This window comes from Propionibacterium ruminifibrarum, from assembly GCF_900289195.1.
Classification (GTDB): Bacteria; Actinomycetota; Actinomycetes; order Propionibacteriales; family Propionibacteriaceae; genus Propionibacterium; species Propionibacterium ruminifibrarum.
Window position 1 is genome coordinate 24749 of sequence record NZ_OMOH01000006.1, and the last position, 13115, is coordinate 37863.

The 13115-nt window shown below is 68.8% G+C and carries 9 protein-coding genes; all 9 read right to left on the reverse strand.

The features are described 5' to 3' along the window. Positions 1 to 10: 10 nt before the first annotated feature. Entirely contained in the window at positions 11 to 1105 is a 1095-nt protein-coding gene (mraY, locus tag PROPJV5_RS08145; RefSeq protein ID WP_119715865.1) for a phospho-N-acetylmuramoyl-pentapeptide-transferase, read from the reverse strand. Next, positions 1102 to 2586, reverse strand: coding sequence for a UDP-N-acetylmuramoyl-tripeptide--D-alanyl-D-alanine ligase (locus PROPJV5_RS08150; protein WP_239018437.1), 1485 nt, complete (start codon positions 2584 to 2586; stop codon positions 1102 to 1104). Before PROPJV5_RS08150 ends, mraY begins: the two co-directional genes overlap by 4 nt. 1 nt (position 2587) lies before the next feature. Further along, positions 2588 to 4177 carry a UDP-N-acetylmuramoyl-L-alanyl-D-glutamate--2,6-diaminopimelate ligase gene (locus tag PROPJV5_RS08155; RefSeq protein ID WP_119715867.1) on the reverse strand — a complete coding sequence of 530 codons (1590 nt, stop codon included), beginning with the start codon at positions 4175 to 4177 and terminating at the stop codon, positions 2588 to 2590. Then, entirely contained in the window at positions 4177 to 6009 is a 1833-nt protein-coding gene (locus tag PROPJV5_RS08160) for a peptidoglycan D,D-transpeptidase FtsI family protein (RefSeq protein WP_119715868.1), read from the reverse strand. Before PROPJV5_RS08160 ends, PROPJV5_RS08155 begins: the two co-directional genes overlap by 1 nt. A gap of 143 nt (positions 6010 to 6152) precedes the next feature. Beyond that, positions 6153 to 6710, reverse strand: coding sequence for a cell division protein FtsL (gene ftsL, locus PROPJV5_RS08165; RefSeq protein WP_119715869.1), 558 nt, complete (start codon positions 6708 to 6710; stop codon positions 6153 to 6155). Continuing rightward, positions 6710 to 7702: a 16S rRNA (cytosine(1402)-N(4))-methyltransferase RsmH gene (rsmH, locus tag PROPJV5_RS08170; RefSeq protein ID WP_119715870.1), complete on the reverse strand. Its 993-nt coding sequence runs from the start codon at positions 7700 to 7702 to the stop codon at positions 6710 to 6712. Before rsmH ends, ftsL begins: the two co-directional genes overlap by 1 nt. A 121-nt stretch (positions 7703 to 7823) precedes the next feature. Beyond that, positions 7824 to 8261, reverse strand: coding sequence for a division/cell wall cluster transcriptional repressor MraZ (gene mraZ / locus PROPJV5_RS08175; RefSeq protein WP_119715871.1), 438 nt, complete (start codon positions 8259 to 8261; stop codon positions 7824 to 7826). Between the two features lie 266 nt (positions 8262 to 8527). Then, entirely contained in the window at positions 8528 to 8923 is a 396-nt protein-coding gene (locus PROPJV5_RS08180) for a DUF3040 domain-containing protein (protein ID WP_182858646.1), read from the reverse strand. Between the two features lie 227 nt (positions 8924 to 9150). Next, entirely contained in the window at positions 9151 to 12981 is a 3831-nt protein-coding gene (locus PROPJV5_RS08185) for a DUF5979 domain-containing protein (RefSeq protein ID WP_119715873.1), read from the reverse strand. Positions 12982 to 13115: the final 134 nt, after the last annotated feature.

A 13115-nucleotide genomic window follows, 5' to 3' on the forward strand; every position in this document is an offset into this window, starting at 1 on the left:
CTTCACGGTCTCACCAACCCCAGATCCAGCCGCCGTAGAACAGCGCGAGAGCCACCGCCACGCACACCCCGCAGATGATCCAGAAGCGGATCACCACCGTGACCTCATCCCAACCGACCATCTCGAAGTGGTGGTGGAGCGGGGCCATCTTGAACACGCGCTTGCCGTGCGAGAGCTTGAAGTAGCTCACCTGGATCATCACCGAGGCCGTCTCGATGACGAACAGCATGCCGAGCACGATGAGCAGCAGCTCGGTGCGGGTGTAGATCGCCAGGGCAGCCATCGCCGCGCCGAGCGCCAGCGATCCGGTGTCGCCGAGGAAGATCTTGGCCGGTTTGGCGTTCCACCACAAGAAGCCGAAGCAGGCCCCGGCCAGGGCGATGGACACCACGGCCAGGTCATTCGGGTCGCGCACGGTGAAGCACCGTGGACCGTGATTGCCCCCGGTGATGCACCACTGGTTGGTCTGGAAGATGCTGATGAGGGCGTAGGCCGCGAAGACCATCGTCGAGGCCCCGGTCGCCAAGCCGTCGAGCCCGTCGGTGAGGTTGACGGCGTTCGAGCTCGCCGTGATGAGCAGGGTCATCCAGATGATCGCCACGACGACGGGCAGCCGCAGCCAGTTGATGTCGTGGACCAGGGAGATCGCGACGGTGGCCGGCCGCGCCCCCACGTTCTTGGCGACCTCGGGGTCTGCTGCGGCCGGGAACATGAGCGAGGCGACACCGAACAGGACGCCGATGAGGCCCTGCCCGATCACCTTGCCGCGCGGCGTCAGACCGAGCGATCTCTGCTTGGAGATCTTCGTCCAGTCGTCGATGAAACCCACGAGACCCGTCGCGACGAACACGGCGAGCACGAGCAGCCCGGAGATCGTGACCGAGGAGCGGGAGATCAGGTGCGCCAGGAGGTAGGCCAGGACGACGGCGCCGATGACGATCACGCCGCCCATGGTGGGCGTGCCCCGCTTGGTGCGGTGACCGGTGGGGCCGTCGTCGCGGATGAACTGGCCGTACCCGCGGTGCGCCAGGAAGACGATGAAGAAGCGGGTGCCCACGAGCGCGACGGCCATGGCGATGATGGCCGCCGTGAGAATCGTGATCATCGCGCAGTCCCTTCCTCGTCATGGCCGATGAGCCGTGCGGTGACGTCCTCGAGCGCCAGGACACGGCTGGCCTTGACGAGCACGACATCACCCGGGCCCAACTCTAGTGACTCGGCGGCGTCCTCCTTGCCAGCAACCCTGGCATTGGCCCCTGCCGTCGATCCGGTTCCCGGGGGCCCGCCCGCTGCGCGGGCGCCGTCGACGATGGATCGTGCGTACTCGCCGATGGCGATGATCTCGTCGTAGCCGAGCGAGGCGGCCAGCGCACCGGCCGCCTCGTGCAGCCCGGTGGCGTCCTGGCCCAGTTCGGCCATGTCCCCGATGATGGCGACCAGCCGGGCCCCGGGGATCTCGGCCCTTCGGGCCCGGCCCATGGCGGCGACGGTGCGCAGCGCGACGGCCATGGAGTCGGGGTTGGCGTTGTAGCAGTCGTTGATGATCGCGGCGCCGCCGGGACCCTCGACCAGTTCCATGCGCAGCGGTGAGCGGACGCGGGCCCCGGAGAGTGCCTCGCCCACGCCGGTGAGGGGGAGCCCGGCCGCCAACGCCATGGTGGCGGCCGCGACGGCATTGGGGACCTGGTGGGCGCCGATGAGGCCGAGACTCACTCCCACCCGTCCGTGCACCCCCTGACGCACTGCGTGCAGCCCGAACGAGCCGCGTTGGAGGGCGTCCAGGCTGATGTCCTCCGCCCAGACCGCCAGTTCGGCGTCACGGGTCGGCTGACCGGTGACCGACCAACGGGCGACGCGGGCGACCGTGCGCCCGCCCATGTCGGCGACCTGTTCGTCGTCGTCGTTGAGGACGGCCCACCCGTCGGCGGGCAGGGCCTCGAGGATCTCGCCCTTGGCCCGGGCGATGGCGTCCTGGCTGCCGAACTCGCCCAGGTGCGCGGTACCGACGTTGAGCACCGCGGCGACACGCGGCGGCACCACCTCGCACAGCTGCCGAATGTGCCCGATGCCACGGGCCCCCATCTCGGCGACGAGGAAACGGGTGTTCTCGTCGACGCGGCAGGCGGTCAGCGGAACGCCGATCTCGTTGTTGTGGTTGCCGGTCGGGCTGACGGTGGGGCCGGCCTGCTCGAGCACCTGGGCGAGCAGGTCCTTGGTGGAGGTCTTGCCGCTGGACCCGGTGATGGCGAAGGTCGTCATGCCGCGCCCGATCTCCTCATCGACGAGGGCCCGGGCGAGTCGGGCCAGCGCCGCTGCGGCATCGGGCACGAGGATGCGGGTCAGGGGGGCCTGGGTGTCGTGGCCGAGGATGGCGGCCGCGGCGCCCCGTTCCGCGGCGTCCCCGGCGAGATCGGCGCCGTCGACGCGCTCACCGGGCAGGCCGATGAACAGGGAGCCCCGGCTGGCCAGCCTGGTGTCGATGACGACATCGGGCCCCACCCGGACCTGGCCGTCACCGATGACGGACGCCTGGGCGCCTGCGCCGGTCACGAGCTGCGCGATGTGCTGTGCACTGCTGACTCGCACGTCAGTTCCCCTCTGGCACGCCACGATGGCGTTCACCGTCGCCGGCCGCACCCTCATGCAGCCGGGCCCACTCCTGCTCGATCACCGCGGTGTCGTCGAAGGTGTGGAGCACTCCCCCGATGTCCTGTGTCGTCTCGTGTCCCTTGCCCAGCACGGCCACCGCGTCGCCGGGCTCGGCCAGGGACAGGGCCAGGGCGATCGCGTGACGACGCTCTCCCCCGTCGATGGCCTCGGCCCGGCCGGCACTCCGCGCGCCGGCGAGCACCGCGGCACGAATGCTTGCCGGGTCCTCGGTGCGGGGATTGTCGTCCGTGACGACGACGACGTCCGCGTTCTGCGCCGCGATCCGGCCCATCGGCTCACGCTTCGCCCTGTCACGATCGCCCCCGGCACCGACGACGACGATCGTCCGGCCGTGTACCGCGCTGAGGGCGGAGGCCACTGCCTGGGGGGTGTGGGCGAAGTCGACGTAGACGCGCGGGGCGTCGCCCGGCAGATGGATCCGCTGCATGCGCCCCGGCACCTGGGCGGTCGCGAGGCCCGGGAGGGCGGAGTCCAGGTCGACGCCGCAGCGGTCCAGCATGGCCACGCAGGTGGCGGCGTTGGCGGCGTTGTAGCGTCCCGGCAGGGCGATGTCGAAGCTCAGGCGCCGTCCGGCGGCGTCGAGCTCGACGTGCTCGCCGCCCGTCCCGCTGTCGCCGAAGGCCAGGACCCGGTAGTCGGCCGCGGGGCCGAACCCGAAGGTCGTCAGCTCGACGTCCCCGGTGGCCCGGACCCGCTCGGCGAGGACCCGCCCCCACTCGTCGTCCGCGTTGATGACGGCCCGGCGGGTCATGCCGGAAGTGAAGAGCCTGGCCTTCGCCTCGAAGTAGTCCTCCTGCGTCCGGTGGAAGTCCAGGTGGTCCCGCCCCAGGTTGGTGAACGCCGCGACGTCGAAGCGCACGCCCTCGACCCGGTCGAAGGCCAGCGCGTGCGAGCTGACCTCCATCGCCACGGCGTCGGCGCCTCGCTCGGCCATGACGGCCAGCAGCGCCTGCAGATCGCACGACTCGGGAGTGGTCACCGTGCCCCGGGTACTGCGCAGGGGCCGCCCCTCCAGCCGGAAGCCGATGGTTCCGATGGTGCCGACCCGGTGCCCCGTGGCACGCAGGGCCGACTCGAGCAGGAAGGCGGTCGTCGTCTTGCCGTTGGTGCCGGTGATCCCGGCCATGAACAGACCGTGCGAGGGTTCGCCGAACAGGCGTGAGGCGATGTGCGCCATCGCATGGCGCGGGGAATCGGCTACGACGAGGGGGACGCCGGCGTCAGCGGCCATGGCCGCGCCCGCGGCGTCGGTGAGGATGGCCGCCGCGCCGGCGCGAACGGCCTGGGCGGCGAAATGCGCGCCGTGGGTGCGGGTTCCCGGTAGGGCGACGTACAGGCAGCCGGGGGCCACCTGACGGGAGTCCAGCGTGATGTCGCGCACCATCACCGTCCCCGCGTCCCCGAGCATCCGCAGGCCGAGGTCCGCGACCATCGTGGCGAGGGGCTGGGGGTCGACGACGGTAGGGCGCAGCGCGCGCTTGCTGCTGGCGGGCACAGGTGCACTCATCACGGCTCGTACTCCAGGGGTTCGGTGTCGATCGGGACCTCAGCGCTCGGTAGAACACCGTAGCGCGGAAGGGCCATGGACATGAGCATGCGGGAGGTCGGCATGGCAACCGTGCCGCCGTACTGGTCCTGCACCTCGAGGACCGTGTAGACGAGGATCTGCGGGTCCTCGATCGGGGCGACGGTCACATAGGACGACATGTACCGGTGCGCATCGTACTGGCCCGTCTCCTGGTCGATCATCTGGGCGGTACCGGACTTGCCGCCCATGCGGTACCCGGAGATCATCCTGTTCTCCTGACCGGTGCCGCCCGCCGTGACCGCCTCCATGATGTCGCGCACCTCGGCGCTGGCCTGCTCGGAGATGACGCGGCGGGAGGTGCGCTCCGGCAGGGACACCGCGGCCCCCGTGGCATCGGTGGCGGAGGCGACGACCGTCGGCCGGTGATAGACGCCGCCGTTGGTGACGGAGGCGAGGGCCGCGGCCATCTGGACGACGTTGGTCGAGAAGCCCTGGCCGAAGGCCATGTTGTCCTGCGTGTAGTCCGCCATCGTCGCGTCGGGCAGGTAGCCCTCGGCCTCACCTGGCAGTTCGATGCCGCTGGCGGAGCCGAAGCCGAAATCGGTCATGTACTGCTGGTACGTGGCGGTGTCCATCTGGCGCAGCAGCAGGGCCGAGCCGATGTTCGAGGAGTGGTAGAAGACGCCGCGCGCCGTGTAGTACTTCGTGTCGGCGTGCCTGTTGGAGTCCCGGATCTGGCCATCGCCGGAGGCTATCGAGGCCGGGACCTCGACCTTGGTGTCCGGGTCGGCCAGGCCCTGGTCGAAGAGGGCCGCGTTGGTGAAGACCTTGGCGACCGAGCCCGGCTCGTAGGCCTCGCTGATCGCCCTGTTGCCCAGATCGTCGGGATCGGCCGCGCCCGGGTCGTTCGCGTCGTAACCGGGGGTGGTCGCCAGGGTCAGGATCTCACCGGTCTTGACGTTCATGATGACCGTCGAGGCGCTCAGCGCGTTGTACTTGGCGGCCTCCGAGGCGATGAGCTGCTGGGCGGAGTACTGCAGTTCGGAGTCGATCGTCAGCGTGTAGGTGGTGCCGTCGGTGGCGTCCTTGAGGGTGTTGTCCGCCAGCGGGATGCGCCCGTACTGGCCCGACTCGTACTGCTCGTAGCCGTCGGTGCCGGCGAGCTGTTCGTCGGCGTAGTACTCGAAGCCACCGGCCCCGGTGCCCTCGGAGTTCACGAAACCGACGATGTTCGAGGCGAGCGTGCCCGAGGGGTACACCCGGATCGGATCGTCCTCGCTGGTGATGCCGTACAGGCCCTTGTTGCCCAGGACGTCGGTGACCTCGTCGAGCGCCTGGCGGAGCTGCTCGTAGGTGTCGGCGACGACGTCCTCCTTGAGCACCTCGTACTGGTTGACCGAACCGTCGCCGGTGGTGGTCCGCTTGAGGGCCGGCAGGTAGTCGGTGGTCGCGCCGCCGAGGAAGTTGACGAGCACCTCGGCGATCTGGTGGGGGGTGCGATCGGCCAGGTCGGCGGCCTGCTGGTCGGTCAGATTGTCGGCGTTGTACCCGTTGACGCTGATCGAGGCGGGATCGGCTATCACCTTCACTGCGGGCTGGGTGGTCGCCAGCACCTCGCCGTTGCGGTCGAGAATCGATCCCCGGGTGGCCTTGATGGTGCGCGTGTGCGTCATCTTCTCCGCCGCCGCCTGGGCGTTGGCCGCCGAGTCGAGGCCCTGCAGCTGAAAGGCCCGTCCGGCCAGCAGGCACAGGATCAGGACGAGGACGATCATGCTGGCGCGCAGCCGGAAGGTGGTCGAGCCCAGCCTCATGTGGAAATCGGCCGGGGCGGGGCTGTGCCCCGACCCGCGTGAGGGGCCCCGTCCGCTGTGGGAGCGCGATGAGGTCGTTCGGCGCGGGCCGGGCTGGGCACCCCGTGAGGAGGAGCGGGGGCGAGGACGATCGGGGGACGCCATCAGCCACCGGCCTGACTGCTCTGGACGGCCCCGGGGTCCGTCCCCTGTGCCTCGTCATCCCCCTGGCCCGCCTGATCCTGCTCGTCGGGCAGGGGCGGCTCGGCGGCCTCGGCCGGCTGGCCGGCCGACGAGGAATTCGCCGACGGGTTGGCCGCAGCGCTCTCGGCGGGGACGACGCCCGGCATCTCGGTGCCGTCCATGGCGGCGGGCGTGCCGTGACTCGTGCCATCGGGCATCTGGATGATGAGCGGGTTCGTGTTGGGCACCATGCCGAGCGCCGCGGCCATCCTCGCCAGCGAGTTCGTGGTGCTGAGCTCGTTCACCTCGCCCTGCAGCGCCGCCTCGTGGTAGGAGGCCTGCTCGGCCTGGTCCTGCAGTTCCTCGAGCTCGGCCTGCTGCTGCTGGATCTGGGTGCTCAGTACGAGGACCAGCCCGAGGCCGATACCGAGCAGGCCGATGAGCAGCAGGACGAAGGCGCCGTTGGTCAGGCGACGGCCGCCGTGCCCGTCGGGGGTGAAGACGCGCAGGCGGACGCGACGGGATCGGTGCTGTGCCATCAGCGCGCCTCCCCGGTCGAGGGCCTGACACGTTCGATGACACGCAGCCGCGCCGAGGCGGCACGGGGGTTCTTGGCGATCTCCTCGGCGGTGGGGCGCTGGGCGCCGCGGGTGAGCAGGGTGAACCGGGCGAGCAGGTGCTCGGGGACGACGGGCAGGCCGGCCGGTGCCAGGTCGCTGGCCGCCTCGGCGAAGGCACGTTTGACGATACGGTCCTCCAGCGAGTGGTAGGCCAGAACGGCCGCGCGCGCATGCTGGTTCATGCGTTCCAGCATGACAGGTAGGACCCCTGCCAAGGCGTCCAGCTCGCCGTTGACCTCGATCCGGAGCGCCTGGAAGACACGGCGGGCGGGATGGCCGCTCTGTCTGCCACGGACGGCGGCGGGCAGGGCACTGATGATGGTCTGCACGAGACGGGCCGAGGTGGTGAAGGGAGCGTGGCCGCGCTCGGCGACGATCGCCCGCACTATGCGCTGGGCCTGACGCTCCTCGCCGTACTCGCGCAGGATGCGGACGAGTTCGGCGGGCGGGTAGGTGTTCAGGACATCGGCGGCCGTCAGGGTGCCGCGGGTGTCCATGCGCATGTCGAGCGGGGCATCGACCCGGTAGGCGAAGCCACGGGCTGCGCGATCGATCTGCAGGCTCGACAGGCCGAGGTCGAGGAGCATGGCGTCGAGGTGTGTGACGCCCGCGTCGTCCAGGATCCGCCCGAGGTCGTCGAACCGGGCCTGCACCAGCCGAACGCGGCTTCCGAAGCGGGCCAGTCGCCGCCCCGCCACGTCCAGCGCCTCGGCGTCCTGGTCGATGCCGACCAGGACCGCCTGCGGACAGCGATCGAGGATGAGACATGCGTGCCCCGCCATGCCCAGGGTGCCGTCGACGTAGACGGCGTCGGGGCGATCGAGCGCCGGCGCGAGGCGTTCGGCGACGGCACCGGCCATCACCGGGACATGGAGGACGGTGGGGTCATCCTCAGGACCCTGTTCGACCATGTTCTCCTCCCCCGCTCCCGACAGCGGAACTGCGGCATCCGGTTTCAACCCGAGCCAGGTTCACCTGGCGCCGGGGAAGGTGCGCCAGGGGATCAGCCCGGGCCGAAGCCGCATGCCGCAGTCAGCGGTCAACATCAGCTGCGAGGATCTCGCCGTTCATGTCGGCGAAGACATCCTCCTGGGCAGCGGAGTAGTTCTCCCAGGTGGCGCAGTCCCAGATCTCGACCCTGTTGATGGCGCCGACCACGACGATCTCCTTGTCGAGCCCCGCGTAGGAACGCAGCGCCGGGGGGATCGTCACCCGCCCCTGCTTGTCCGGCACCTCATCGCTCGCCCCGGCCGCCAGCATGCGCTGGAAGTCGCGGACCTGCTTCAGCGTCGCCGGAGCGGTGCTGACCGACTGGGTCATGGCGACGAACGTGTCCATCGGGTAGATGGCCAGACAACGATCCTGGGATCGCGTGATGACCAGACCCTCGGCCAGTTCGTCCCGGAACTTCGCCGGGAGGAAGAAACGACCCTTGTCGTCGAGCTTCGGGGTGTGGGTACCCAGGAACATTGGGCCTCCCCCTTCGCTCACCGATGACGGGTTTTCACTCCACTGGCCCCCACATTACTCCATTTCGCTCCATTTCATTACACACCGCCCCCCTGCACCCCCACCCATATCGCCGATGACCGTAGACGACTCGTGCCGGTGAACGCACAAGAGCCCCCGGGCCACGTGGCCCGGGGGCTCTTGGGATTCCCCGGTGGGAACCCTGATTCCTCAGTCGCGGCGCTGCTCGCCGCCGAGCTGCACCACCGGTTCGACTCGGCTGCGGATCACAGGCGCCCCTCGTCCTGACGGCGGCGCCAGCGATCCTCCATCCTCGTCGTGAAGGGATCGGACGAGATGGGCTTGCCCTGGACCGGCTTGCGCCGGGAGTCCGTCCTCGTCCTGGCGGAGGATCCGCTCCAGGCGTTGAGGGCGAGTACGGCCGAACTGAACATGGCGACGAAGCCGACCACGCTGACGACCCAGACCGTCTGCATGCCGATGAGCAGAAGGGCCAGACCCATGACGAACCCGAGTCCGGCGAGACCTGCCTTGCGGCGCGAACGGGTAGGAGGACGGCGCTTGGCCGGCGTGCCCATCGTACGAGCCAGCCGGGGGTCTTCGGCTCTCAGCGATGCTTCGAGTTCATCGAGCATCTTCTGCTCTTCGTTCGAGAGGGGCATCACACGCCTCCTTAAGTCAGGCGTCCAGTCCATCGATGGACTGACTGTGCCTCCAGTCTATGACCCGCCCTGTCTCTGGGAAACGCCGATCTCGGATCAATTCCGGGCCGTCATCGTGTGGCGCATCGGCGCCACCACACCGCCGCGACGCAGGGCCGGCACCGGACCACATGCCCACGTGGGCGGTGGCCCGGCACCGGCGATCGTCGTCGCTCGTCAGCGGCTCATCACCGACGACGCCTGCGCAGGAGCGGCACAGCGGCCACCACGCAGACCAGTGCCGCTGTGAGTCCTGCCGCACCAGCACCGGTCCTGGGCAGGCCGGACGGGCTCGTCGAGTGTCTCCTGGGTGACTCACCGGTGGAGGGCTCGGGAGCCGGAGTGGAGGATTCCGGGGTCTCGTCAGGGGTCGACGGGGTCGGCTCCGGGACCGGCGTGTAGACGTTCTCGAACTCGACCGGGACGACCTGGTCACGCTCGGAGACGGTCACCGTCCGGTCCTGCGGAGCGTCCAGCGTGTACCCGTCGATCTGCGCCGCATCCGCGTCCTCGGAGATGGTGCACTCGGTACCCAGCGGGAAGGACGTGTCCGCCGTGACCGCCGTGCCGTCGCCCGGGACGGTGAGCGAACCGGTCTGACCGTCGGTGCAGTCATAGGTGAAGGTGAACTCCTTGTCACCAGCCGAGGCGCCGGACACCGACTTCGCCACGGAGAACGTGCCGCGGTGCAGGGTGTACGTGTTCGTCGCGGCGATCGCGATCTCGGCGCCATTGACCACATCGAAACTCGCGCTCGGACCCGAGGCCTCCTGACCATCAAGGGTCAGGATCGCCGCCAGGTCGGTGCCGGCGGCCTCGGCGTCGCGCTCGGTCACGGTGCAGCGGCCGACCGGCACGTTCGTGACGCTAGCAGTCGCTCCGGCCCCGACCGTCAGCTCGCCGGACACGGTGCTCTCCCCGGCCTCATCGGTGCAGTCGTAGTCGAAGGTGAATGACGTGGGAGCCAGTGAGGCGCCGTCGCCGTCAACGGTCTTCGCGACGGTGAAGCCGCCGACCAGCCGCGTGTAGTCGTTCGTCACGGTCAGGACGGGATTCTCGCCCTTGGCGATGGTCACCGTCGTGTCCGAGTACCGTGTCGCCACCGCGAAACCGGCGCGTTCAGCGCTGCCGGCGTCCTCGGTGATCGTGCACGAGGTCCCGGTCGGCAGCCTCGGACCGGACACCTCGCTGCCATCGCCGGGCACCACCAGCGAACCCGTCGCGTCATTGTCACAGCTGTAGTTCACGGTGAACGCATCCGAGGGCGAGGCCTGGTAGTCACCGGTCACCTGCTTGGCCACCGAGAAGGTGGCCTCGTCGCGGGTGTAGGCGTTCTCGAAGTCGACCGGAACGACCTGATCCTTCTCGGTGATCGTCACCGTCCGGTCCTGCGGAACATCCAGCGTGTACCCGTCGATCTGCGCCGCATCGGCGTCCTCCGAGACCGTGCACCAGGTGCCCAGCGGGAAGGACGCGTCGGCCGTGACCGCCCTGCCATCGCCCTTGGCCGTCAGAGAACCGGTCTGACCATCAGAGCAGTCATAGGTGAAGGTGAACTCCTTGTCACCGGCCGAGACACCCGACACCGACTTCGCCACGGAGAACGTGCCGCGGTGCAGGGTGTACGTGTTGGTCGCGGCAACCGCGATCTCGGCGCCATCGGTCACATCGAAGCTCACGCTCGGACCAGAGGCCTCCTGGCCATCCACGGTCAGACGCGTCTCCTGGTCAGCAACGATCACCTCGGCGTTACGTTCGGTCACGGTGCACCGGCCGACCGGCACATCGGTGACGCTGGCAGCAGTACCGGCCTCGACCGCCACGGATCCGGACCGCGTCGGCTCACCGGCCTCATCGACGCAGTCGTAGTCGAAGGCGAACGCCCGAGGCGCGAGTGAGGCCCCGTCGCCGTCAACGCTCTTCGCGATGGTGAACCCGCCGACCAGCCGGGTGTAGTCATTCGTCACCGTCAGCAGGAGCGCAGCACTTCCTGAGATGACCACGGATGTGTCCGAGTAACTCGTCGCCACCACGTAGCCATCGCGCTCTGCGCTGTGGGCGTCCTCGGTGATCGTGCATACGATACCGGCCGGCAGTCTCGGGCTGAGTACCTCGGAGCCGTCACCTGGCACATCAAGCGAACCCTCCGACCCATCGTCACAGCGGTAATTGACGGTGAACATCTCAGCGGACGAGGCCTGGTAATCACCGGTGACCAGCTTCCTCACAAGGAGTGCACCCTCATTACGGGTGTAGTTATTTGTGAACGAGACCGGTATCGGCGTCATCGCGTCCGATATCGTCACTGTCTGGTCCTGCGGCACGTCCAGTGCGTGGTTTGGCACCTCCGCAGACGAGGTGTCCTCCGAGATCGTGCACTCAGTACCGAGCGGGAAGGATCTGTCGGCCGTGACCGCCGCGCCGTCGCCTTTGACCGTCAACGAACCGGTCTGACCATCAGAGCAGTCATAGGTGAAGGTGAACTCCTTGTCACCGGCCGAGACACCCGACACCGACTTCGTCACCGAGAACGTGCCCAGGGCGGTCACCTGGTTGCTCAGGTTGACGGCGACGGAGGTCTGGTCGCCGATCGTCAGGGTGTTGGTGGTGCGGTTGCCGATGGTGAAGACGGGATCGCCCCACGCGTAGCCGTCGGGGGCCGGCGAGGCCGTTGACGTGTCCTCCTCCAGGGTGATCCGGGTACCGGCGGGGAAGGTGCTCGGGTACGGGGTCTTCTGGCCGACTCGCACCGTCATCGTCGTGGTGCCGGTTCTGCGGTCGGCGTTGAGCGTGCCGGGAGCCGTCCAGCCCTCGTAGGCCGAGGCCGCAGCGGGCAGCTCGTAGTTCACGGCGACCGTCAGGCTCGTTCCGTCGGGCACGCTGCTCGCGCCGTTGCCGCGCAACAGTTTGGTGACGTCGAAGCCGCCGAAACCGGCCGCCATCTCGACAGAGATCGAGAAGGAGTCGACGTAATAGCGTTCCGCGCTGCGTGTCTGGTTCAGGCCCTGGAGGGTGACGCTGTTCTGGTACTGGAAGCCCTTGACGACGCTGCCACCCGGGAAATCAGCGTTGTAGACGATGAAGTAGTTGGTCTCGGGCGCGAAGGGACCGGTCACCGTGATGGTGGCGGTGCTCCCCTCGGTGGTCATCGTCATGTCGAAATCGCCGTAGGCGCTGCTCAGGTCCTCACCGGCGGCGTTGACGATCGGGTCGCCCGCCTCGCGGGCCGGGTCGGTGGCGCTGTTGCGCAGTAGGAGCCGTGCCGTGGTCAGGTCGGTGGAGAAGGTCATGCCGTCGCCGAGGGTGTCGGTGAAGGTGAGGGTCTGGTTCGTCGAGCCGTCGAAGACCATCCCGGTGTCCTGGGTCAGGCTGGTGGTGTTGAAGTTGATGCCCCACTGCACGCTGGTGGCGTTCTCGGCGATGGCGCCGCCCCACTTGGACAGCGAGCCCCATCGGCCGTAGTCGGGTCCGGGGATGCCGCCGCCCGCGGGCAGTTGGACGGCCGTGACGACACCGTTCGCCGTGATGTTCGCGGTCTGGCTCGTCGTGCTCGTCGTGGCGACGAGCAGGGCCTGCCCCGTGCCACTGAAGCTGGTGAAGCCCGAGTTGCGGAGCTCGTCGACCGTGCCGTCGAAGGTGCACACGACACGGGTCCTCGTCAGTTCGCAGCTGCCGATCTGTTTCTCGGCGCCGTCGTAGAGGATGGACATCGGGGTGGTCTTGGGGAAATCGAGGTTCCTGAAGTTGGCGCCGAGGTCGATCGAGAAGGAGTCGCCGCTCTTCACGTTGGCCCTGGTGGCGTCCCAGGTGAAGGACAGCTTCGCGTAGCCGCCGACCTCGATCTTGCCGTCCTGGTTCTCGCCGCCGACGGTGGACCGCACCAGGCTCAGACCCGAGACGGTGATGGCCGAGTTCTCCTCGGCCCGGGCGGGAAGGGTCGTGTTGAAGATGGTGAGCATCAGGGTGAGTGCGAGGAATACGGCACCCAGCGGGCGCCGCACCGAGCGGGTGCGCGACATGGCAATGAACCTTCCGGTGGTCATCGGCGGCGGGGGTGCGCAGCAGCATGAAGCTGCGACATGATACGCCGGTGAGTCGGTGTCCTGTCAACTCATGGCAAGCGGTTGGCAGTGGACCGTGGCATCAGCCCGTC

What these genes read in the sequence shown, in the direction of transcription:
- mraZ (WP_119715871.1), bottom strand. Translation starts at nt 8,261, where the DNA reads ATGTTCCTGGGTACCCACACCCCGAAGCTCGACGACAAGGGTCGTTTC.
- PROPJV5_RS08180 (WP_182858646.1), bottom strand. Translation starts at nt 8,923, where the DNA reads ATGCCCCTCTCGAACGAAGAGCAGAAGATGCTCGATGAACTCGAAGCA.
- rsmH (WP_119715870.1), bottom strand. Translation starts at nt 7,702, where the DNA reads ATGGTCGAACAGGGTCCTGAGGATGACCCCACCGTCCTCCATGTCCCG.
- PROPJV5_RS08185 (WP_119715873.1), bottom strand. Translation starts at nt 12,981, where the DNA reads ATGTCGCGCACCCGCTCGGTGCGGCGCCCGCTGGGTGCCGTATTCCTC.
- PROPJV5_RS08160 (WP_119715868.1), bottom strand. Translation starts at nt 6,009, where the DNA reads ATGAGGCTGGGCTCGACCACCTTCCGGCTGCGCGCCAGCATGATCGTC.
- mraY (WP_119715865.1), bottom strand. Translation starts at nt 1,105, where the DNA reads ATGATCACGATTCTCACGGCGGCCATCATCGCCATGGCCGTCGCGCTC.
- ftsL (WP_119715869.1), bottom strand. Translation starts at nt 6,710, where the DNA reads ATGGCACAGCACCGATCCCGTCGCGTCCGCCTGCGCGTCTTCACCCCC.
- PROPJV5_RS08155 (WP_119715867.1), bottom strand. Translation starts at nt 4,177, where the DNA reads ATGAGTGCACCTGTGCCCGCCAGCAGCAAGCGCGCGCTGCGCCCTACC.